At 63.8% G+C, this 21,683-nt stretch carries 26 protein-coding genes; 11 read left to right on the top strand and 15 right to left on the bottom strand.

The window, feature by feature from the left end:
- The first annotated feature begins 220 nt into the window (after positions 1-220).
- The 7 genes from B0E50_RS05050 to B0E50_RS05020 are packed head-to-tail and all read left to right on the top strand — an operon-like array spanning position 221 to position 5,179.
- On the top strand, positions 221-820 hold the full coding sequence (locus tag B0E50_RS05050) for a hypothetical protein (protein WP_139350754.1): 600 nt from the start codon (positions 221-223) through the stop codon (positions 818-820).
- Entirely contained in the window at positions 817-1,284 is a 468-nt protein-coding gene (locus B0E50_RS05045) for a hypothetical protein (protein ID WP_139350753.1), read from the top strand. Before B0E50_RS05050 ends, B0E50_RS05045 begins: the two co-directional genes overlap by 4 nt.
- The gene (locus B0E50_RS05040) at positions 1,281-1,478 is read left to right on the top strand and encodes a helix-turn-helix transcriptional regulator (RefSeq protein WP_077440100.1); all 198 of its coding nucleotides are present in this window, start codon (positions 1,281-1,283) and stop codon (positions 1,476-1,478) included. The genes B0E50_RS05045 and B0E50_RS05040 overlap by 4 nt, the downstream gene beginning before the upstream one ends.
- 3 nt (positions 1,479-1,481) lie before the next feature.
- Complete coding sequence (locus B0E50_RS05035; RefSeq protein ID WP_077440099.1) at positions 1,482-3,062, top strand: alpha/beta hydrolase; 1,581 nt, start codon at positions 1,482-1,484, stop codon at positions 3,060-3,062.
- Positions 3,059-3,250, top strand: coding sequence for a hypothetical protein (locus tag B0E50_RS05030; RefSeq protein ID WP_077440098.1), 192 nt, complete (start codon positions 3,059-3,061; stop codon positions 3,248-3,250). The genes B0E50_RS05035 and B0E50_RS05030 overlap by 4 nt, the downstream gene beginning before the upstream one ends.
- Entirely contained in the window at positions 3,243-3,977 is a 735-nt protein-coding gene (locus B0E50_RS05025) for an ATP-binding cassette domain-containing protein (RefSeq protein ID WP_077440097.1), read from the top strand. The genes B0E50_RS05030 and B0E50_RS05025 overlap by 8 nt, the downstream gene beginning before the upstream one ends.
- Positions 3,974-5,179, top strand: a complete 1,206-nt coding sequence (locus tag B0E50_RS05020) for an ABC transporter permease (RefSeq protein ID WP_077440096.1) — start codon at positions 3,974-3,976, stop codon at positions 5,177-5,179. Before B0E50_RS05025 ends, B0E50_RS05020 begins: the two co-directional genes overlap by 4 nt.
- Positions 5,180-5,285: 106 nt before the next feature.
- Here B0E50_RS05020 and B0E50_RS05015 read toward each other — a convergent pair whose 3' ends face one another.
- The 9 genes from B0E50_RS05015 to B0E50_RS04975 form a co-directional block, all read right to left on the bottom strand.
- Complete coding sequence (locus B0E50_RS05015) at positions 5,286-5,612, bottom strand: EF-hand domain-containing protein (protein WP_077440095.1); 327 nt, start codon at positions 5,610-5,612, stop codon at positions 5,286-5,288.
- The gene (folE, locus tag B0E50_RS05010; RefSeq protein WP_077440094.1) at positions 5,612-6,214 is read right to left on the bottom strand and encodes a GTP cyclohydrolase I FolE; all 603 of its coding nucleotides are present in this window, start codon (positions 6,212-6,214) and stop codon (positions 5,612-5,614) included. Before folE ends, B0E50_RS05015 begins: the two co-directional genes overlap by 1 nt.
- A 69-nt stretch (positions 6,215-6,283) precedes the next feature.
- A complete protein-coding gene (locus B0E50_RS05005) occupies positions 6,284-6,862 on the bottom strand; it encodes an FUSC family protein (protein WP_077440093.1) in 579 nt (192 codons plus the stop codon).
- The gene (gene rmuC, locus B0E50_RS05000) at positions 6,859-8,316 is read right to left on the bottom strand and encodes a DNA recombination protein RmuC (protein ID WP_077440092.1); all 1,458 of its coding nucleotides are present in this window, start codon (positions 8,314-8,316) and stop codon (positions 6,859-6,861) included. Before rmuC ends, B0E50_RS05005 begins: the two co-directional genes overlap by 4 nt.
- Before the next feature lie 66 nt (positions 8,317-8,382).
- Complete coding sequence (locus B0E50_RS04995; protein WP_077440091.1) at positions 8,383-9,573, bottom strand: class I SAM-dependent rRNA methyltransferase; 1,191 nt, start codon at positions 9,571-9,573, stop codon at positions 8,383-8,385.
- 42 nt (positions 9,574-9,615) lie between these two features.
- A complete protein-coding gene (locus B0E50_RS04990; RefSeq protein ID WP_217343216.1) occupies positions 9,616-10,029 on the bottom strand; it encodes a hotdog domain-containing protein in 414 nt (137 codons plus the stop codon).
- Between the two features lie 119 nt (positions 10,030-10,148).
- Positions 10,149-10,586 (bottom strand): hypothetical protein, encoded by a 438-nt coding sequence (locus B0E50_RS04985; RefSeq protein ID WP_077440090.1) that lies wholly within the window; start codon positions 10,584-10,586, stop codon positions 10,149-10,151.
- A 108-nt stretch (positions 10,587-10,694) separates the two neighbouring features.
- Complete coding sequence (locus B0E50_RS04980) at positions 10,695-11,654, bottom strand: serine/threonine protein kinase (RefSeq protein WP_077440089.1); 960 nt, start codon at positions 11,652-11,654, stop codon at positions 10,695-10,697.
- Positions 11,651-12,091, bottom strand: a complete 441-nt coding sequence (locus tag B0E50_RS04975; protein WP_077440088.1) for a hotdog fold thioesterase — start codon at positions 12,089-12,091, stop codon at positions 11,651-11,653. The genes B0E50_RS04980 and B0E50_RS04975 overlap by 4 nt, the downstream gene beginning before the upstream one ends.
- Positions 12,092-12,145: 54 nt before the next feature.
- On the opposite strand from B0E50_RS04975, the gene B0E50_RS04970 reads away from it, so the two are divergent.
- A complete protein-coding gene (locus B0E50_RS04970; protein WP_077440087.1) occupies positions 12,146-13,207 on the top strand; it encodes a 2Fe-2S iron-sulfur cluster-binding protein in 1,062 nt (353 codons plus the stop codon).
- Positions 13,208-13,296: 89 nt separating this feature from the next.
- Here the strand turns inward: B0E50_RS04970 and B0E50_RS04965 are convergent, their stop codons facing one another.
- The 3 genes from B0E50_RS04965 to B0E50_RS04955 all read right to left on the bottom strand — a co-directional run bounded on the left by B0E50_RS04965 (position 13,297) and on the right by B0E50_RS04955 (position 14,809).
- Entirely contained in the window at positions 13,297-13,743 is a 447-nt protein-coding gene (locus B0E50_RS04965) for a rhodanese-like domain-containing protein (RefSeq protein ID WP_077440086.1), read from the bottom strand.
- Between the two features lie 92 nt (positions 13,744-13,835).
- Positions 13,836-14,249: a hypothetical protein gene (locus B0E50_RS04960; RefSeq protein WP_077440279.1), complete on the bottom strand. Its 414-nt coding sequence runs from the start codon at positions 14,247-14,249 to the stop codon at positions 13,836-13,838.
- A 71-nt stretch (positions 14,250-14,320) separates the two neighbouring features.
- Positions 14,321-14,809: a YiiD C-terminal domain-containing protein gene (locus B0E50_RS04955; protein WP_077440085.1), complete on the bottom strand. Its 489-nt coding sequence runs from the start codon at positions 14,807-14,809 to the stop codon at positions 14,321-14,323.
- A gap of 89 nt (positions 14,810-14,898) precedes the next feature.
- Between B0E50_RS04955 and B0E50_RS04950 the strand changes: the two genes are divergently transcribed.
- The 3 genes from B0E50_RS04950 to B0E50_RS04940 are packed head-to-tail and all read left to right on the top strand — an operon-like array spanning position 14,899 to position 18,124.
- Positions 14,899-15,669 carry a uroporphyrinogen-III synthase gene (locus B0E50_RS04950; RefSeq protein WP_077440084.1) on the top strand — a complete coding sequence of 257 codons (771 nt, stop codon included), beginning with the start codon at positions 14,899-14,901 and terminating at the stop codon, positions 15,667-15,669.
- Between the two features lie 56 nt (positions 15,670-15,725).
- Positions 15,726-16,871 carry a uroporphyrinogen-III C-methyltransferase gene (locus tag B0E50_RS04945; protein WP_077440083.1) on the top strand — a complete coding sequence of 382 codons (1,146 nt, stop codon included), beginning with the start codon at positions 15,726-15,728 and terminating at the stop codon, positions 16,869-16,871.
- Positions 16,868-18,124, top strand: a complete 1,257-nt coding sequence (locus B0E50_RS04940) for a heme biosynthesis HemY N-terminal domain-containing protein (protein ID WP_077440082.1) — start codon at positions 16,868-16,870, stop codon at positions 18,122-18,124. The genes B0E50_RS04945 and B0E50_RS04940 overlap by 4 nt, the downstream gene beginning before the upstream one ends.
- 30 nt (positions 18,125-18,154) lie before the next feature.
- Here B0E50_RS04940 and B0E50_RS04935 read toward each other — a convergent pair whose 3' ends face one another.
- From B0E50_RS04935 to B0E50_RS04925, 3 genes are all read right to left on the bottom strand, one after another.
- Positions 18,155-18,508, bottom strand: a complete 354-nt coding sequence (locus B0E50_RS04935; protein WP_077440081.1) for a hypothetical protein — start codon at positions 18,506-18,508, stop codon at positions 18,155-18,157.
- Positions 18,509-19,016: 508 nt separating this feature from the next.
- Positions 19,017-19,232, bottom strand: coding sequence for a helix-turn-helix domain-containing protein (locus B0E50_RS18260; RefSeq protein ID WP_217343214.1), 216 nt, complete (start codon positions 19,230-19,232; stop codon positions 19,017-19,019).
- A 20-nt stretch (positions 19,233-19,252) separates the two neighbouring features.
- Positions 19,253-21,661 carry a TonB-dependent receptor gene (locus B0E50_RS04925; RefSeq protein WP_077440080.1) on the bottom strand — a complete coding sequence of 803 codons (2,409 nt, stop codon included), beginning with the start codon at positions 21,659-21,661 and terminating at the stop codon, positions 19,253-19,255.
- Positions 21,662-21,683 lie beyond the last annotated feature (22 nt).

Here is a 21,683-nt window from a genome sequence, read left to right as displayed (position 1 = left end):
AGTGCCGGACGTTTGCAATCCGGAACACCGTTCCTCGACCGTGCCATTATCTGATTTCCTGCGCAGACGTTGATGTAAAGCTTGCTTGACACGCGAGTGATCATTACCCTACGCTGCACTTGTCAAGTTTCCTTGACATTGATTGGCGCAGGAGGATCGCCATGCCAAGGCATCGTTGGTTCTATCGGGTGGTTTCCTCGTTGCAGGCGTTGACGCCGCCATGAGCCGTCAAATCCACCGCCGCTATCAGCGCGAGTTCTGGCCCGCGATGCTGGCCTATATCGCGATCATGTTCCTGCTGTGGCCGTTATTGCCGAAGATGCATAACGAGCTGCTGAAGATCGCGCTGGCGTTGCTGCCGGTGGTGCCGGTGCTATTCGTGGTGCGTGCGATGGTGCGGCTGGTGCTGGGCAGCGACGAGCTGGAGCAGCGCATTCACCTGATCGGGCTGGCGGTGGCCGCCACGATGGTGAGCACGCTGAGCCTGGCCGGAGGGTTTCTGGCCGCCGCCGGTGTCATCAAGCTGGATGGGATGATCCTGATCTGGGTGTGGCCGACGCTGGTGGTGGTGTATGCCATCGGGCGTGGCTGGGCCAGTCGCCGCTACGGAGGTGGTAGCGATGTGATGTGCAACGACGGTGTAGCCCTGTACTGGCGCCTGTTGCTGGTAGCGCTGGTGATTGCTGCGATCGCCGGACTCGGGCGTCATCAGTTGGGCGATTACCAGCTGGGCATGTTGTGCGGCATGAGTGGGGGACTGGCCGCATGGGGGTTGGTGCTGGCCGTCGTGAAGTGGCGCCGCGGGGGGCGTACCGAATGAATGGCCTGCGCGGATACATGCATGTCGTGCGGGATTTCATTCTGCGCGAATACGCGCGCAACACACTCGAGGCGACGGAGCGCGCGGAGGATGCGCGCAGGCGCATGACACCTGCGGAAATCATCACACTCATTGTGTATCTGACTGCGCTCATCGTTTCACATCTATGGTTGCCGCATCTGCAATCGAGCGCGCCACGCGTGCTGGTGGCGTTGCTGCCGTTGCCTCCGATCGTGTTGATCGTGACGCTTTCGGTGCGCCGCGTACTGGCGCTGGATGAGTTGCAACGACGGATCGAGCTGGTCGCACTGTCGGTGGTTGCGGTCAGTACATGGCTGTGCTGCCTGACCTGCTGGTTGCTGCAACATGCCGGCATGAGCATGCCATCGCTGTCGCTGGGCTTTCTTGCAATGATGGCTTTGTATGGTGTCGCCCGACGCTGGGCACAGCGCCACTACGCATGAACAACCATGTACGAGAACTGCGCGGCGAGCAGGGTTGGTCGCAGGCGGATCTGGCCGAACGGCTGGAGGTGTCGCGGCAGACCATCAACGCGATCGAGACCGGCAAGTACGATCCCAGCCTGCCGCTGGCGTTCAAGCTGGCAAAACTGTTTGGCCGTCCGATTGAATCCATTTTTGTACCGGGCAAGGAGTAGGGCATGGCATTGAGTGGACGTACCGCGATGCGCATCGGCGTGGTCGTCGTGGCCTTGGGGGTGCTGGCGTGGAAGCAGTTCCAGCATCCCCGGCAGACCGCGGCACCAGTTGCAGCCGACGCGCAGAAAGCCACGGTGGCAGACGGCACATTGCCGCCGGCCAAGCCGCAGACATGGACGCTCGGCACGGTGACGCTGACCGCATGCCAGCTGGGCCAACCGAACAGCGGGCTAAGCACGACGGCATGGTGCGCCGACTTCCCGGTGCCGGAAAATCGCGATGATCCGCACGGCCGCACGATCAAGCTGAAGCTGGCCCTGCTGCGTTCGCGGGCGCAGGTGGCAAGCAAGGACATGCTGGTGTTTCTCGCCGGTGGCCCCGGCCAGGCGGCGACCGATTCGGCGAGTGCGGTTGCCACGATGCTGGACCCGCTGCGTGCGCATCGCGATGTGCTGTTGCTCGATCAGCGCGGCACCGGCGGTTCCAATGCGCTCACCTGCAAGGATTCCGGTGACGCAGCCACACCTGGGGACGACGACAGTTTCGATGCCGACAAGATGCGCTCGGCCGCGGCCGAGTGCCTGAAGCAACTGGCCAGTCATGCGGACCCGCGTTTCTACACCACCACCGTCGCGGCTCGGGATCTGGAGGATGTGCGCAAGGCACTCGGTTCGCCGCAGTTCGACCTGGTGGGCGTGTCGTACGGCACTCGGATGGCACAGCAATACCTGATGCGTTATCCGGATGCGGTGCGCAGCGTGGTGCTGGACAGCGTGGTGCCAAATTCGCTCGCACTGGGTGAGGACTTTGCGCGCAACCTTGACGATGCCTTGAAAGTGCAGTTCGCCCGTTGCACCGCCGAACCTGCATGCAAGAGACAGTTCGGCGATCCGGACCAGACGCTGTACCAATTGCGCGATGCGTTGCGTGCGAACCCGCACGAAGTCAGTTTCCGCGATCCGCAGAGCTACCAGACCGTCAAGCGCGTGCTGAACGAGAATTCGCTAGCCAGCGTGGTGCGGATGTTCGCCTATACGCCTGCGACCGCTGCGCTGTTGCCGCTATCGATCGACGCGGCCGCACATGGCGATGTCGGCCCATTGCTGGGCCAGGCGAAGATCCTCTCAGGTGATCTGGCCGAACTGATGGGTAGTGGCATGCAGTACTCGGTGATCTGCAGCGAGGACGCCGATCTGCTGACTCCGCGCCCGCAGGATGCCAACACCATCCTCGGCACGCACATGGTCGATGCGTTGAAGGCGGTCTGCTCGGTGTGGCCGAAGGGCGCGCGGCCGGCGGATTTCCATCAGCCGCTGAAGACCGACAAGCCGGTGCTGCTGCTGGCTGGCGAATATGACCCGGTGACGCCACCGCGCTACGCCCAGGAGGTTGCCAAAGGATTGCCGAAAGCACGCGTGCTGGTGCTGAAGGGGCAGGCGCATAGCGTGATGTCCGCCGGTTGCACGCCGCAAGTAGTACAGCACTTCGTCGAGCAGATCGACCCGAAAAAGCTTGATGCAAGTTGCCTCGACCGGCTGCAGCCGACGCCGATCTTCATCGATTTCAACGGAGCCACTCCATGAAATATCACTTCACGAAGAATCCGTACGTTCTGGCCAATGCCATGCTGTGGGCAGCAGCGATCCTCGCCTCCGCGATCCTTGGCGCGCCGAAATTCCTGTTCCTGGTACTGCTTCCGCTGCTGGCCACGTTGTCCGTGGTGACCTTCGGCCTGCGCGCGGCTTCAAACGGAGTCACTCGTCGTGATTGAAGTCAGAAACCTGCATAAAGCATTCGGCACGGTGAAGGCCGTCGACGGCGTGAGCTTCGTCGCCCGCGATGGCGAGATCACCGGCCTGCTCGGCCCCAACGGCGCCGGCAAGACCACCACGTTGCGCATGCTCTACACATTGATGACCCCGGACAGTGGCCAGGTACTGGTCGATGGCATCGACGCGGCGACCGACCCGCTGGCGGTACGACGCGAACTCGGCGTGCTGCCGGATGCGCGCGGACTCTACAAGCGGCTGACTGCGCGCGAGAACATCGACTACTTCGGGCGCCTGCACGGATTGCCGGAGGATCTATTGGCCAGCCGCCGCGATGCGCTGATCCATGCACTGGAAATGGACGACATCGCCGGACGGCGCACCGAGGGCTTCTCGCAGGGTCAGCGGGTGAAGACCGCAATAGCCCGCGCCCTGGTGCACGATCCGCGCAACGTGATTCTCGACGAGCCGACCAATGGCCTCGACGTGATGGCGACACGTGCGTTGCGCCAGTTCATGCACAAGCTCAAGAGCGAAGGTCGTTGCGTGCTGTTTTCCAGCCACATCATGCAGGAGGTCGCCGCGCTGTGTGACCGCATCGTGGTGATCGCACATGGTCGCGTGGTGGCTGACGAGTCGCCGGATGCGCTGCGTGCGCAGACCGGTGAGCACAGCCTGGAGGATGCCTTCGTGAAGATCATCGGTACCGACGAGGGCCTCGCCGCATGAATCCCGTCACCAGGAAAACAAGCCGTGGCCGCACCTTCGTCACCGTGTTCCTGAAGGAGGTGAAGGAGAACCTTCGTGACCGGCGCACCCTGATAAGCGCGTTTCTCACCGGCCCCCTGCTGGGTCCGGTCCTTTTCGTGATGCTGCTCAATATCACCCTCAGCCGTGAGCTGGACAAGGCGGAGAAACCGTTGCCGGTGCCGGTGATCGGTGCCGAATACGCGCCGAATCTGGTCGATGCGCTGAAGGCCGGCGGCGTGGTGCCGGGCGCGCCGGTGGCCGATCCTGCGCAGGCCGTGCGCAAGCAGGATGCCGATGTGGTGCTGCGCATCTCATCCGATTACGGCAAGGCCTGGCGCAAGGGCGAACCGGTGCAGGTGGAGCTGTTCTACGACTCCTCGCAACGTGACGCCAATACTTCGGTGGAGCGGGTCACCGGGCTGGTCGAAAGCTATGGCCGCCAGCAGGGGGCCATGCGACTGGTGGCGCGCGGGATGTCGCCGAGCACGGCGTGGCCGCTGCAGGTGGCCAGGCGCGACCAGGCCACGCCGCAGTCGCGCGCGGTGCTGATGTTCGCGATGCTGCCGTACTTCTTCGTGATCACCGTTTTCATGGGTGGCATGTACCTGGCGATCGACCTCACCGCCGGCGAGCGCGAGCGGCAGTCGCTGGAGCCGCTGTTCGCCAATCCGGTGGCGCGCTGGAAGATCCTGTGTGGCAAGCTCGCGGCGATCAGCGTGTTTTCCACCGCCAGCCTGTTGATCACCCTGATTGCGTTCGCCGTGGTCGGCCAGTTCATTCCCGCCGAGAAGATTGGCATGGAGCTGGACCTGGGCGTGCATTTCGCATCACACGTGCTCTTGTTGATGCTGCCGCTGGTGCTGCTGCTGGCCGCGCTGCAGTCGATGGTGGCGGCATTCGCCAAGAGCTACCGCGAGGCGCAGACCTATATCTCGCTGCTGATGCTGGTGCCGTTGATTCCCAGTGCATTGCTGTCGTTCATGCCGATCAAGGCGCAGGCGTGGATGTATGCGATACCGCTGCTGGGTCAGAACCTCGGCATCATGCAGCTGCTGCGTGGCGATGGCGTCAGCGCAGAACAGATCGGACTGTGCCTGCTCGGCAGCCTGGCAGCCGCATTGCTTGCGTTGCTGGCGACGATCCAGCTGTATCGCTCCGAACGGCTGGCGATCTCGGCCTGAGAGCAGGCCCGCCTCAATCCGGGTAGGAGCGCACCCTGTGCGCGAATGCTCTGGTGCTGATCATGCCAAGAGCATTCGCGCACAGGGTGCGCTCCTACAGGCGGCACTAGCTTGGTGGCGCGGTCAGTTCCTGCGCGTTGAGATAGGCGTGGTGATGGCGGTCGAGCTTGTGGAACTGGCGGCGCAGGTTGTCCTGGTATTCCTTCAGCGTGATCGGCTTGCCGCGGCCACCCGGCAGTTCGCTGGTTTCCAGGATGCCGTCATGGTTGGTGTCCATGCGGTAAAAGCCCTGGCTCATATAGGCCACGTACTCGGCCTCGCTCACCTTGCCGTCGCCATTGGTGTCGAACAGCTTGAGATAATCCGCACGTGAATCCTGCGCGAACACGGCCAGCGGCATCAGCAGCGCCATGGCAATGGCGAGGTGATGCATCAGCGGTTGCCGCCGTGGATGCCGATGAACTGCAGGAACTCCGCACGTGTACGTGCGTCATCGCGGAAAGTGCCAAGCATCTGGCTGGTCACCATCGACACGCCGCGCTTGTGCACGCCGCGGGTGGTCATGCATTCGTGGCTGGCGTCGACCACCACTGCCACCCCGGCGGGCTGCAGGGTTTCCTGGATGCAGTGTGCGATCTGCGCGGTGAGCTTCTCCTGCACCTGGAATCGGCGCGCGAAGCCCTCGACCACACGCGCCAGCTTGCTGATGCCGACCACGCGATTGGTGGGCAGGTAGCCTACGTGGGCGCGGCCGATGATCGGTGCCATGTGGTGCTCGCAATGGCTCTCGAACTCGATGTCACGCAACACCACCATCTCGTCGTAGCCCTCCACTTCCTTGAAGGTGCGGCGCAGGTAGTCGCCCGGATCGGACTCGTAACCGCTGAACCAGTCGCGGTACGCCTTGACCACACGCTTCGGTGTGTCCAGCAGGCCTTCGCGTGCCGGATCTTCACCAGCCCAGCGCAGCAGTACACGCACGGCGTCCTCGGCCTGTTGCTGGGTAACGTCGGTGTCCGGTGGCTGCTTGCTCATGGGGAGTCCTTGGGGATCAGACAGGGCGATAGTGTAACGGCCGCTCTCGTTGAAGGAATGCCGGCCGTCTCATGAAGATGGGGGATTGCCGAACAGACGCCGCTCCAGCAAGCCGAACGCGAGCGTTACCAGTAGCGCAGCGGCTGCACCCAGGGTGACCTCACCGAGACGGAACAGGGCGAACTGCCAGAACGCGCCGTTGTGAGGCACCAGCATGATGATCGTGGTGGTGATGCCGCTGATGCGGCCAGCCGCGCCCAGATCGAACACCGAGCACAGCAGCATGCCGGCGATCACCGCCAGCACATAGGCCAGGTAGTGGTCATGTCCGAGCATGGCGGCGCCCAGCCCGATCAGGCCACCGATCATCGCGCCGACAAACTGGTCGCGCGAGGAACTACGCACTTCCGCGTAGCTGCTCTGGCTGACCGAGATGGCGGTGATCGCAGCCCAGAAACCTTGTCCGAGGCCCAGTTCGAGGGCGGCGAAATAGCCCAGGCTTGCAGCCAGCACGGCGCGCAGGGCATGGACCAGGCCGACGACCAGGCGATCGCGTGGCGGCAACGTCTGCCACAGCCGTGCCACTTCATTCGTCAGCAGGTCGAAACGGCGATGGTGCTCGGTCAGTGGTCGGCGCGGTTCGCTCATGCTTCCTCGTCAGCGTCGTTTTCGGTGCCGCTGCTGTCGCCATCGATCAATTCATCGCCGAGCAGTTGCGTGGTGTCTTCACTGGACAGGGACTCCACGCCGCGAAGCTTCTTCTCGATCGTGCGGGTCTTCTTGCCGGCATCGCTGATGCTCTTGCTCACGGTGTTGAGCTGGCGTTCGGCCTTTTCCAGCACGAGTCCGAACTTGCCGAACTCGTTCTTCACCGCGCCGAGCAATTTCCACACTTCGCTGCTGCGCTTGGCGATCGCCAGGGTGCGGAAACCCATTTGCAGGCTGTTGAGCAGGGCGCTCAGCGTGGTGGGGCCGGCCACCGTGACACGGTGGTCGCGCTGCAGGCTTTCAAACAGGCCCGGGCGGCGCAGCACCTCGGCATACAATCCTTCGGTCGGCAGGAACAGCACGGCGAAATCCGTGGTGTGTGGTGGCGCAACGTATTTGGACCGGATGCGCTTGGCTTCCTCGCGCACGCGGACTTCCAGTGCGCGACCTGCCGCCGATGCCGCATCGGCATCCGCGGCGTCCTGAGCTTCGAGCAGGCGCTGGTAGTCCTCGACCGGGAACTTCGAGTCGATCGGCAGGTAGACATTTTCGCCATCGCTCTGGCCCGGCATGCGTATCGCATATTCGACCCGTTCGCTGCCGCCAGGCACGGTGATGACGTTGGCGGCGTATTGCTCGTTGGTGAGCAAGTCTTCCAGCAAGCCGCCGAGCTGCACTTCGCCAAGGATGCCGCGGCGCTTCACGTTGGTGAGCACGCGCTTCAGGTCGCCCACGCCGATCGCGAGGTTCTGCATTTCTCCGAGCCCACGCTGCACTGCTTCCAGTCGCTCGGAGACAAGCTGGAACGACTGGCCCAGCCGCGTCTCCAGCGTGCTCTGCAGCTTCTCGTCGACGGTGGCGCGCATCTGCTCGAGCTTGGCCGCGTTGTCCTGCTGGATTGCGCCGAGCTTGGCTTCCAGTGTGGCACGCACTTCACTCATGCGCTTCTCGTTGTCCGCGGTGAGTGCGGCGAGGCGTTGCTGCTGCTGTTCGCCGAAGCGGTTGAGCGAAAGCGTGACTTCCTCGCGGCTCTTGCGCGCGTCTTCGGCCAGCCGCTGTGCCAGCGATTGCAGGCCGTTGTCGGTGCGTTCGGTGAGCAGGTTCAGGCGCTGGCCGAAACCGTCGATGCGTTCGATCTGCTGCTGCGACATGCCGCCGAGTTGTTCGACGACGTGACCACGGAAGCGGTCGAAGCCCTGTTGCAGCTCCTCGCGTCCGCTGCGCTGTTCCTCGCGCAGACTGCGTTGCAGTCGTTCACCATCGTCTTTCAGCGCATCCAGCCGCGGAGCCAGTCCGGCATCGCCGTGTCCGCGCAACAGCGCGATCACCTGCAGCACGATGATCAGCAGCACGGCGATGACGAGAGCGATCAGTAGCATTTCAGTGGCAGGCATAAGGGAATCCAGTGATGCAGATGGCGAGTTTACGCATGGCTGTCTCGCCCGCTGCGATCAGATCGCTCAATCCACCCGGCAGAACACGGCCTTGAGGTAACGCCCCTCGGGTACATCGGTGCGGAACGGATGGTCGGTTCCGGCACCGCGTACCTCCAGGATCTGGATCTCGCGGCCGGCATTGAGTGCCACGCGACGCAGCATTTCCAGGAATTCGCTTTCGCCGACCAGGCCGGTGCACGAGCAGGTCAGCAGCAGGCCGCCGGGCGGGATGATGTCCAGCACCATGCGGTTCATCGCGAAGTATTTCTTCAGCGCGTCCATCACCTTGCTGCGGTCGCGGGTGAGCTTGGCCGGGTCGAGGATCACCGCGTCGTACTGTTCGCCGCGCGCCACGGCGGTGCGCACCCAGTCGAAGATGTCGGACTGTTCGAATGTCACGGCGACATTGTTCGCCGCGGCGTTGGCGCGGGCGATCTCCAGGATGCCCGCATCCAGGTCCACACCGACCGCTTCGCGTGCACCGGCCGCCATCGCATGCACCGCGAAGCCGCCGGCGTTGCAGCACAGGTCAAGCACGCGACGCCCCTTGGCCAGTTCGGCGAAGCGCTTGCGGTTGTCGCGCTGATCGGCGAAGAAGCCGGTCTTGTGGCCAGAGCCGGGCGCAGCGTGGAAGCGCAGGCCGTGCTCGTGCACTTCCACGGCTTCGGGCACGTCGCCGCTGCGACAGTCGAACGACTCCTGTTTTTGCACATGCGATTCGGCGAACCAGTACAAGCGTGCGCCCGGGAAGTGCGTGAGCAGTGCGGCGTGGATCGCTTCGCGAAAGCGCCACATGCCGGCGGCGAAGTATTCGATCACGAGGATGTCGGCGTAGCGGTCGACGATCAGCCCGGACAGATCATCGCCTTCGCTATGCACCACACGCCAGGCGTCGCTGACCTGGTCGAGCTGCAGCCACTCACGACGCAGTTGCACCGCGCGGGCGATGCGTGCGGCGATCCACTCCGCGTCGATCGCCTGATCGGGATGACTGTCGAGCAGGCGCAAGGCAATCCGTGCGTGACCATTCCAGAACGCGCGGCCGACAAAACGGCCCTTGGCATCCTGCACCTCGACCACGCTGCCCGGCGGCAGCTTCGATTCCGGCTTGTAGATCTGTGCCGACCACACCCACGGGTGTCCTGGGTTGCGATCGGATTTCAGGCGGATTACCGGCAGAGTGGTGCCAGATGCGGGAGGCGAGGGCATGTTCATTGGCGAATGATAGCTTGCACAGGCCACTGGCCCGCATTTGCCTCACGCCGTATCGGGCACAGCCGGAGCCTCTTCGCTGATCGATAAGGTGCGTCCATGCGGCAGCGGGATGTCACCGGCCCCCATGTTGACGAACACGATCTTGTCGATGGTCAGGATGCTCTTGTGGGTGATCACGTTGCGCACTTCGCAGCGCAAGGTGATCGAGGTACGCCCGAAATGCGTGGCGCTGATGCCCATTTCGATGATGTCGCCCTCGCGTGCCGAGCTGACGAAGTTGATCTCGGACATGTACTTGGTGACCACCCGGGTATTGCCCAGCTGGTCGATCACGTACACCGCGGCTTCCTCGTCGATCCAGCGCAGCAGGCTGCCACCGAACAAGGTGCCGTTGGGATTGAGATCCTGCGGCTTCACCCACTTGCGGGTGCGGAAACTCATCGGCTGCTGGCTCATGCGGATTCGCCTCGGCAATCGAACTTGGTCTCAGCCTAATCCTTTCCGCGAGAAAATGCTGCAACGCAACACTTTTGCATCCTGAACGAATCGCAGCTCATGTCTGTGACACTGCTTGATCAGCGCAGCCGCAGCATCAGCCACGACAGCAACGCCAGCAGGTTGATGCCGAGCCGCGATACCGCCGGCCCGCCAACCGCCAGCACGAAACCCTGGCTACCGAAATGCCAGTCGATGCCGAGCCGTGGCGCAGCCTGCAGCGTGGCGAACACATTCACGAAGGCACCGCAGTGCAGTGCATAGCTGAAGACGGGCAAAGCGATCAGCGGCAACTGCAGCAGTTGCGCCCAGCTGGACATGCGCACGCCACGATCGCTGCCATCGAGCAACTGCACGCCGGCGGCCAGCACAAACCCGTAAAGCACCAGGCCGAGCAGCGCGATCACGCTTTCGTGGGCGGAGCCGAACGGCAGCAACCGATGCAGCATCGCTGCCACGCCATACAAGCCGCCGGCGATTTCGAGGATGCCGATCAGGCGGAACAGGATGGTGCGCATGCAGGACTCCGGAAAATGAGGGATTGTAGGAGCGACTTCCGTCGCGATGCTCTGGCCTGTGTCACGAAGAGCATCGCGGATGAAGCCGCTCCTGCAGGTAATGGGAAGTTATTCGAGATCGTCGGCCAGCTCGTGCAGGTCGGCGATGTGCTGCTCCCACCAGCGCGATTCGGCGGCAAACGGGAACGCGACGGGGAAGGCCGGGTCGTGCCAGCGCGCGGCAATCCAGCCGGCGTAGTGCAGTTGGCGCATCGCGCGCAGGACGGGGACCAGCAGCAACTCGCTGTCGTCGAAATCGCGAAACTGCCGGTAACCCTCAAGCACGGCGTCCATTGCACGCGTATCGCCGGCGAGCATCCACAAATCCTGTACTGCCGGGCCGGTGCGCGCGTCGTCGAGGTCGACGAAGTGCGGGCCTTCATCAGTCCACAATACATTGCCAGGATGGCAATCGCCATGCAGGCGCAGTTGCCTGACCGGGCCGACCGCTTCGAGACGTGAGGCGATGGCGGCATCGAGGCGCATCGCCGCCGCGCGATAGTTCGTCTGCAGCGATGTCGGCAGCAAGGACGATTCAAGCACGGCCTGCATCGGCTTCTGCACCATCGTGTCGCGATCGAGCCGGCCGCGATGAGCGAACGGTTGGCGCGCGCCGACGACGTGCATGCGTGCGATCAGTCGGCCCAGCCATTGCAGTTGATCGAGCGCTTCCAGCTCCGGCGCACGGCCACCGCGACGGGTGGTCAGCGCGTAGCGGAAGCCCCCGTGGAACAGCAGGGTGCGACCACCAAACACCCGTGGCGCGACCACCGGCAACTCGGCGTCGGCGAGTTCCTGTGCGAACGTATGTTCCTCGATGATCGCCGCGTCGCTCCAGCGGCCGGGGCGGTAGAACTTCGCGATGACCGGCGATTCCGGCTCCACTCCAATCTGTTCCAGCCCGATCTGCCAGACCCGGTTCTCGTAGCTGTTGAGTGCGAGCAGCCGACCATCCGGCCACAGGCCGCAGGCAGTGACCGCGTCGAGCACCAGATCGGGGCTGAGGCTGGCGTACGGCGTGTCGTTCAACGTGCCGCCACGACGCGTGCCGGAATCACCGTCATGGTGATGCGCGAGATGCACACCAGTACACCTTCCTCGCTCTCGATGCGGATTTCCCAGACCTGGGTGGTGCGGCCGATATGCAGCATCTTTGCGGTGCCGGTGACGGTGCCGCTGCGCACGCCGCGGACATGGTTGGCATTGATGTCGAGGCCCACCGCCAGTTCCTTGTCCGGGTCGAGCGTAAGCATTGCCGCGGTGCTGCCCAGCGTCTCGGCCAGTACCACCGAGGCACCGCCATGCAACAGACCGTACGGCTGGTGGGTGCGATGGTCGACCGGCATGGTGCCCTGCAGCCAGTCGTCGCCGATCGCACTGATGCGGATGCCGAGCGTCTCCATCATGGTGTTGGCGCTCCACGCGTTGATGCGTGCGAGGTCGACAGGCTGTTTCCAGATGCTCATGGTTGATTCCTCGGTACCGGGCCCGCATTGTTGTCCGCCGCGATCACAACGACAATGCACCTGGTGTTCAACGTCACTCTCAAATCCTCGGACCGCCAGTTTTCGGTGGCTCCCGGTGAAACCGTGCTGGAGGCGGCGCAACGGGCAGGCGTGGCGTTGCCGTACTCCTGCCGTGCCGGTGCCTGCGGCAGTTGCAAGGCGACCTTGCTGCAGGGGCATTGCGAGTACCCGCGCAACCCGCCGCTGGCGCTGAGCGCCAGCGCGCTGGCCCATCAGGCGGTGCTGTTGTGCCAGGCGGTGCCCACCAGCGACCTGCTGCTGGAAGCGCGCGAGGTGACCTCGGTGGAGGACATCGCACGACGTCAGCTCGGCATGGTGGTGACCGAGAAATGGCGGTTGGCGGCGGACGTGATCGGCCTGCGCCTGCTGCCCGCCCATGGCGAGCGCCGGCTCAACCGGCTGCCGGGCCAGTATGTGGATGTGTTGCTGGAAGACGGCAGGCGGCGCCCGTTCTCGATCGCCAACGGCCCGCAGGCCGATGGCATGATCGAACTGCATGTGCGGCACGTGGCGGGCGGTGGCTTCACCTCGTGGGTCGACGATGTGCTGAAGGTGGGCGATCACCTGCGTATCGAGGGGCCACTGGGCACCTTCGTGCCGCGCGAGGATTCCGAGCGGCCGATGGTGTTCATGGCCGGCGGCACCGGCTTCGCGCCGGTCAAGGCGATCGTCGAGCATTTCATCGCGCTGGGCACGCGACGGTCGATGCGGGTCTACTGGGGCGCGCGCACGAGCGCGGATCTGTATCTGCGTCCGCTGGCCGAGCGCTGGGAGCGTGAGTTGCCGAACCTGCACTTCCACGCCGTGCTGTCCGATCCGGAGCAGGCGGCTGGTTTCCGCACGGGGCTGGTGCACGAGGCGGTGCTGGCGGACCAGCCCGACCTGTCCGGCCACGACCTGTACATGAGCGGGCCGCCGGCGATGATCGATGCCGCGCACCCGCTGTTCCTCGATGCCGGCCTGCCGGAGGATCGGCTGTATTACGACTCGTTCGAGTACGCGCCGGACGTGCTGGCGCAGATCGTGGCCAGTCGCGCCGGCATCCACGATCGCTGATTTGCTTTTATGTAGGAGCGGCTTCAGCCACGATGCTTTTCACGTCATGCGAAGAGCAATCGCGGCTGAAGCCGCTCCTGCAGGTGGCCCTATTTGCTGCCCTTGGCAACCGGCAATTGCGCCGCATGCCAGGCCAGCACGCCGCCGCTGAGCATGTGGACCTTGCCAAAGCCGGCCTTGACCAGCCGCTGCGCAGCCTTGAGCGAGTTGCCGCGGCCATCCTTGTCCATCACCACCACCGGCAGTTCCTTCGCCTTGGCCAGATCCTTGTTTTCCGGATCGAACTGGCTCATTGCCACGTGCTTGGCACCGGGCACGTGCATCTTCTCGAAATCCGCATAGGCGGACAGGTCGATCAACAGCGGATTCTCGCGATTGATCAACAGGGTCAGGCCGGCCGGGGTCAGCGCCTTGGTCTTGCTGAACAGTTCGGCGATCTGCATGGCGATCAGCGCCACCAGCAGGATCGCGAACAGGGCCGCGAGGGCCACATGATTGCCGATAAATTCGGGCAGCTTGTGCAGGAAATCGTTCATCGTCAGTCCACCGTGCCTTGCAGGCACCCGCTCGGGTAAACCGCCGATTATACGGGTGTGATGCCATCGGCAGGGGGCCGGTGGCAGTGATCTCAGTCCTGGGTGATGTCCGGCAACCCGCTGATCAGCCACCAGTGCTTGGTTTTCTCGTCGTACTGCCAGATCTGATGGTCGACGATGCTGCGCTCGGTCTGGGTATGGATGTTGACCAGGCTGATATGCACGGTTTGCTGCACTTTGCCTTTGCCGGCCGGGAGCGGGCCGTTGCCGTCGTCGTAGTCGCTTACCTTGACCTGCTTGTAGCGCGCGATGTCCAGCGCGCTCAGCGGGTGCTTTTCACGGATCTCGGGATCGATGAATTGCGCAGCGCTCTGGAAATCACCCCAGCGCAGCGTGCTGGAATACGCATTGAGTGTGGTGGTCAGTATGTCGCCCTGCTTCTGGGTGGCACAGCCGGCCAGCAAAAGCACGGACAGCAACGCAAGAATGCTCAGGATGCGGCGCATGTAAGTTTCCTCCCGATGAAGACCGGGCCATTCTGCCTCAACCGGGTTGTCGCGGTTCATTCGCGCCAGATTCAATCCCGTACCTTGGCGACGAAACGCGCGCTCAGCGTGGCGGCCGGCTTGCCGCCATCACCGGGGACCACGCAGGAAACTTCGATGCGTGCCTTGCCGCGTGCATTGAGTGTGTTGAAGAATGTCGTCCAGTCGGCATCGGCCGCAAGCCGCGCCTCGCTGCGAAAGTCCTGCCATAGCGGCGCCAGATAGCGCACGCTGGATTCGGCCACGAACACATCGCAATCATGGCCCTGCCGGCGCAGCGCCAGTTCGACCAGCGCCCACCCGCTCAGTGTCATCAAACTGACCAGGCTGCCGCCGAAGGCGCAGCCCTTGTCGTTGACGTTCGGCGCCAGCGGCGCGAGCAGGCTGAGCATCTCGTCGCTGGATTCGCCCAGCTGCAGATCCATCGTGCGGGCCAGCGGGATCTCGTCGCGGATGAACCGGACCAGTTGCTGTGCCGGAGTTTGCCGGGCCTGGGTTGTTGCGTCGTCGGTGGTACTCACGTTGATCGAGGGCCTGGCGGAAAGAATGACTTCCCAGTGTAGGGCGACCGTTACACTGGGGCCATGACCATGAAGAATACAATGCGCGGATGCAGCGGCCAGCCCCGGTAGAGAACGCGGATCTGCGCGGGCGGGTCGTGGTGATCACGCGTCCGGCCGGCACCGCCGCTGCCCTGGCGAAACGGGTACGCCGCCTGGGTGGCGTGCCCCTGCTGCTGCCTGGACTGGCCCTGCGCGGCGTGGCTGACGAAGCCGTGGCACGCAAGGATCTGCAGTTGGCGCTGCAGGGTGATGTACTGGTCTTCACCAGCCCGACGGCCGTTCGCTTCGCCGCGATCCTGGCGCCGTTGCAGACCACGGCCACGGTGCTGGCCGTGGGCCAGGGCACTGCGCGCGCGCTGCGTCGGCACGGTATCCGCACGCCGCTGACACCGTTGCAACAGGACAGTGAAGGCCTGCTGGAACATCCGGCTATGCATGATCTGCATGGCCATCGCGTCGGCCTGATCGGTGCCGCCGGCGGCCGCGGCCTGTTGCGCGAACAGATCGCCGCACGCGGCGCGCAGTTGCATGAGTTGCATGTCTATCAGCGGGTGGCGCCGCGACTGGATCGCCGGCATGTCGATGTGCTGCTGCAGCTGCCGTCCTCGGCGCTGCTGTTGCTGTCCAGCGCGGAGGCGATGCACAACCTGCATCGACTGTTGCCACCCGCGGCATGGGTGCGACTGTGTGCGGCGACCGTCGTGGTCAGCAGCGAGCGGTTGGGGGCGATCGCTCGCGATAACGGTTTCCCGCGCATCGTGCTGGCGACCTCGGCGCTGCCGGCCGACCTGCTTGATGCCGCCATGCGCACCGGCTGAGCTTCTTCACGCCATGTTGCTACGAACGCGGGCGTATGGGCTGCTAGCATGAGCGCATGAGCAACGCAGACAAACCCAGTGAATCCGTCGCGCCCGAAGGCGCGAGTCCCGATGTGATGCCGGTGCGCCCGGTGCGAAACGCGCCCGCAGCGCGCGAACCGCACCCGCGTGGTGGCGGCAGTCTGGCGCTTGCGTTGTTGCTGGCCCTGATCGCGCTGGGTGTCGCCGGCTATGTCGGCTGGCGCCAGTGGCAACAGGAGCAAGGCAACGCTGCCGACAGCCAGAACGTGACCAACCTGCAACAGCGTGTCGCCGCACTGGAGACCACGTTGTCAGGCGTCAGCGGCGAACGTACCAGCCTCAACCAGCGCCTGAACGACGCGGCGGCAGTGAACCGTTCGTTGCGTGAAGAGCTGCTTGGCCAGGCGGAGCGCACACGCAATCTCGAGGACGCGGTGGCGAAGCTCGCCGAAAAGAGCCTGTCCGGCCACGATGCGATGCTGCTGGACGAGACCGAATCGCTGCTGCGCATGGCGGGCGAACGCTACACGTTGTTCCACGATGGGCAGGGAGCGGCCGCAGCATATGCACTGGCCGACCAGGCCCTGGCGGCGGTCAACGATGGTGCGTTCTCCGGTGTGCGCCAGAGCATCAGCGCCGAGCGCGATGCCTTGGCAAGGAGCCAGCCAGCCAGCCAGGCCAACGCATTGCAGCAATTGACGGCCTTGCGTGGCATGCTGGCCACATTGCCGCTGAAGCCACTCGACAACCCGGGCACGACGCAGGCGCCGGATACCTGGGCGCGCATCAGTCATGCACTGGCCGGCGTGGTCAGCGTGCAGCGCGACAACGGCGCACCGCTGGCGGTGGCCGATGCACGCTTTGCACGCGAGCTGGCCGAACTGGATCTGGCCCAGGCGCAGATCGCGCTGATGGCGTATGACGGCCCGGCCTATGCGGCCGCGCTGCAACGAGTGGACGCCGCTCTGGCGACCCAGTTCGACGGCAGCGCGCCGGATGTGCAGCAGGCGCGCGCCACGATCAAGCAACTTGCTATCGCGTTGCCCGCGAATGCGCCGGTGCAGCTCGGCGTTGCCTTGAGCGAATTGCGCAACCTGCGCACCGTCCATGCCTTGAAACCGGATACGGCGCCTGCTACCGCCAGCAGCACGGCAAAGCCGGCAGCCGGAGTCCGGCCATGAGGTTGTGGCGCTGGATCCTGCTGCTGGTCATCGTCGCTGCATTGGCTGCGTTTGGCTGGCACTGGGTGGCGGCGGATCCCGGTTATGTGCTGCTGCGTCTGCGCGGCTGGCGGGTGGAAACCACGGTGGTCGCCGCCGTACTCATCCTGCTGCTGGCGTGGGGTTTGCTCACCGCGTTGTGGCGCCTGCTGCGCTGGCCGTTCGGTGCGTTCTCGCGGCGGCATCGGCGACTCAGTCAGCAACGCATGGGCGATGGCTTGATTGCCTTGATCGAAGGCCGTCACGGCGATGCCGAGCGTGACCTCAACCGTGCCTCGCGCCTGAACAGCCTGCATGGGCCGGCCCTGCTGGCCGCGGCGGAAGCAGCCTCGCGTCGCGGTGAACATGGTCGCGCGCTGGAAGCCTTGAACCAGGCCTCGCAATCCGCGCCGCAGGCAGCCCGTGTGCTGCGCGCCCGCGTGTTGCGTCGCGATGGCAAGCCGGCCGAAGCGCTGGCGCTGTTGGCGCCGGAAGCCGACAAGGGTGCGTTGACCCCCGGTGGTTGGCGCGAGCTGGCGCTGGCGGCGCTGGCCAGTGGCGACATCCGGCGCGCCCGCGAGGCGCTCGATCCGCTGCAGAAAAGCGGTGCGCTCGGCAGCCGTCCCTATGCCGCGCTGGAAGCAAAAATACTTGCCGCAACGATCAACGCCACGTCGGATGGTGCGGCACTGAACGCGTTGTGGTCGCAACTGCCCAAGGCGCAGCGTCGAGTGCCCGCGGTGATCGATGCGTACGCGCGCCGCGCGGCCGGCTTCGGTCTGATCCTGCCGGCGATGGATGAAGTCGAATCCGCCTTGCGTCGCGAATGGTCGCCGCTGCTGATCGAGACCTACGGCACCCTCGGCGGCGACGATATCGAGGCGCGCCTGCGCCGCGCCGAAAGCTGGTACGACGGCCATCCGAACGACGCCGTGCTCCTGCTCACGCTCGGGCGCATATGCGTGCGGCTGCGGCTGTGGGGCAAGGCGAACCAGTACCTGCAACGCTCGGTCGCCTTGGCGCCGAGCGCGGGTGCATGGGAGGCGCTCGGCGACACCTTTGCCGGCCAGGGCAATCCGGAGCAGGCGCAACGCTGTTACCGTAACGCGCTTGCATTGATCCGTGATGATGCAGTCGAGCCGCTGCCGCAGGAACAACGGACCGGCCGTCTCGATACGCGTCCGGTCGCGATCGAAGAGCGCAACGAGCATGGAGTGCCGCGGCTGCGTGAATAATGCGCCGTGGCGGCACGCAGTGTGCTGCCCTCAATGTACCGACATCGCCCAGGTGATATACGCCGCACTGACCGCGGTCAGCGTCAGCGCCACCAGGAAGATGATGTCGGCGATGCGTTCGAGCCGATAGTTCCGGGTCACGTTGCGCGTGCGCAGGGCCCAGTACGACAGCAGGGATGACGCCAGATAAAGCATGGCGTTCACTGCCAGCAGGTCGTCGGCGAACAGATCGGATTTGTGCCGTGAAATCACCACGCGAATGATGCCGACCACGGTCAGGCAGACGCCTACCATCGCTGCCGATGCGGTGAAGATATGCACGCAGATATTCTCGTCGAGCCGGTGGCGATCCGATGTGTCCGGCGTCGTGATCTGTGGATCCATGATGACTCTTCGCTGGCTGTAGGTGACCAGGAATTGAACGCGCCGGCGGTGCAAGAGTTTCGTCGCATGGGTGCATGTGTTCAGATCACGCAAAGTTCCCGGATGGGTCGAGTGCCTGTTTGGCTGAACGCGCAGTGCGGAGGAGTGCCTGTGCCGACGGCAGCAGAATCCGGGTCGAGTCATCCGATGCAACTAGTTTCGAGCTGACGAAGGCACCATTGGCCAGCAAAGCCAGTTGCGCAGCCAGGGTATCCGGATGTGCCACATTGAGCCGCTTGGCGATGGCATTCAGGCGCGAGCGGAGCCCGTGCATATGCGCGCATGCCGCCTGTCGTGCCGGATGGTCTTGTTCATGGGATTCGGCAGATACGTTGATCTGCGGACAGCCGCGATAGTCAGAGCGCGAGGCGCCCCCGATCCAGCGCATGTGGGCCGCCAATTCGGTGGCCGGGGCAGTCGTATACGTGGCCGCAACACTGTCCCAAGCCGCCCAGAAGTCGACATCCTCTCAGTCCAGAAATGCGACAACGAGATCGTCTTTCGTGCGGAAGTGTCGATACAAACTGGTTTTCGCCACCCCAGCCTGCTCGACCACCAGGCCGACGCCAACGGCGCACACACCTTGTCGGTAAAAAGCCCGACGCGCATTCCAGAAGCCGTTCGCGCAGGTCCCCGGCTCGGAACTGGGTGCTTTTCGATTTTGCGCAGATAATTTCGTAGTCATCGCAGATAGCAGGTTGACTTTTAGAAATCGTAGGCGCCGCTCAGCAGGAAGCTGCGTCGGTTGTGCAGCGGCACGAATGTCTCGTCAAAATTATCGCTGAGCAGATTTCGGCCAAACAGATTCTTCACCCCTATCGCCATGCTCCAGTTTTTTGTGCGGTACGACACATTGGCATCGACGCTGGCCTGACCGGGGATATCGAAATACGTGTTGTCGTCCGTGGTCTGCCCCAGGCTGCGGCTGCGCGCGAGCACGCCACCGGCGATACCCCAGCCTCGCAGTGCGCTTCCCTGGAACCAGTAACTCGCCCACAGGTTGTAATGCTGCCGTGGGGTGCCTGTCGACGGGGTACCGTCGTGATTGACGATGTGTGCATTGGTGTAGCTGGTGGTGATGTCCAGGCCGGGCGCGATCCGGCCGGTGAACTCGACCTCCACGCCGTTGTTCGTCTGACCGGGACCCTGGCTAAAGAAATACGGGGGTTGCGCCGACAACAGGTCGTAGCTGCTATCCACCATGATGCGGTACCACGAAACGGTGAGGCGCGCGCGATCCTGGAAAAGATCGAGCTTGCTCCCGGCTTCGATCTGACGCGACATTATGGGTGCCAGCGGGTGCCCATTTTTACCCAGCAGGTAATCCGGCTGAAAGCCATTCGCAGTACTGCCGTAGAGCGCTATATCGGGCGTGATCTTGTAGACCACCCCGGCACTGGGCACTCCTTGCGTCTTGTGCAGATTCCACGGACTGCCATTGGCGTCGTAGGTCGAAAGCTCGTAAGCCGAGTGCCGCCACGCCAGCAGAACATCCCAATATTCACCCACCGCGATCTGATCCTGCAGGAACAGCCCGCTGGTGGTCGACCATGGGCTCCCCGGCAGATAGACGTCATTGGCCGACACGACCACAGAGCGGACAGGCGGAAGCGGAGCACCGGTGAAGATGTTGTACGGGACGCCATCGATGTTGTTGAAAATATCGTCGCTTTTTTCGATCAGTGAACGCGAATAGTCGAACCCGACGACGACGGTATGGGTCAACAGACCCTCTCCGAACGTGGCGGTGATGTCGCTCTGCAGGGTGTAGTACGCATCGGCATATCGATACACCTCCGCAGCCGCGTCCACATCACCGGTTGGCGTGGGATTGCTCAGGGTCCAGTCCTGCTGATCGGTTGACTGCCGTACGTACTGTCCTCGACTGCGGAACGTCCAGACGTCACCGAGTTGTTGCTCGAGCATGTAGTAGAACCGGCTCGTCTGGTAAGTGGCATGGTCGCTCGGGTTGCCGAGGAGGATCCCGGCTGGCGAGGCGGAAGAGACGGAGTCATTCAACAGGATAGTGTGATCGGGAATGGGCAGCCGATTGAGGATGCGTTCGACGCCAACGACGAGTTTCGTTGTCTTGTCATGCCAGCCGATCGACGACGCGAAGTAACTGCTGCGCTGGCCTTGATAACCTTGGGCCGTGTGATCGGCATATTCGTCGGAGAGCACCAGCCGGTAAGTCAGTTCCCCGCTGTTGCCCAGTGGGCCGGCCAGGTCGATGCCGGCTTGCGTATCGCCGTACTCGCCAATGCTGTAGCTGAACTCGTGCACTGGGTCGCTCTGCGGTTTTTTCATGATCACATTGATCAGGCCGCCAAAATCGTTGTTGCCGATGGAGTCGCCCAGGATGGCCTCCGGCCCTTTCATCACCTCGACCCGTTCCACGCCAATCAAGGGTGGAAAATCGCCTGTGGCCGCGATGCTGTTGGGCATGCCGTCGGTCATGCCGTTGCCGGGATTGAAGCCGCGTATCTGGAAATTCGGCAAGCTGTCGGTGCCGTCGATGTATTGCACACCCGCAACATTGCGAACCGCGTCGGCCACCGTGCGGATCTGTTGTGAATCCATCAGGTCACGCGTGATGACACTGACCGATTGCGGCACATCGATCAGGTCGGAATCGGTGCGGGTGGCGCTGCTGGTGGTGTCGACCATATAGCCACTGTCCTTCTCGTCCATGCCCTCGGCGTGCACCGGAGCAAGCAGCTTGGCATTGGCGATGTTTGCCGCAGTGGATGTGGCGGTGGCATGGGGTGGGCTATTCGATGCAGGTTCGCGTGGCTTCACCACCACCGTTCCCCCATTGATGAAGACGTAACTCAATCCGGTGCCCTGCAACAGCCTGATGAGCGCCGCATCCGGACTGAAGCTGCCGCTCACACCATCGGAGCGAAAACTTGCGATCGTGCCCCCAGCGGTCAGCACCTGCAGGTTGGCCTGTTTGCCAAACGTGATCAGTGCGGTGGAAAGTGGTTGCGGCGGTATCGTGAAATCGACGCCTGGCGCTGCCGGGGCCGTGGGCGCCGAGGTCGCCGCGGCAACGAATGCGACGAACGGCGCCGACAGACAGCCGCAGACAAACAGCAGGGCAGCCCGGTTCATGGCAGTCGCTTTCCCCAGCTAA

The organism is Rhodanobacter sp. C01 (assembly GCF_002001045.1).
In the GTDB taxonomy this organism is placed as follows: domain Bacteria; phylum Pseudomonadota; class Gammaproteobacteria; order Xanthomonadales; family Rhodanobacteraceae; genus Rhodanobacter.
This window is presented reverse-complemented; position numbering and strand designations above follow the sequence as displayed.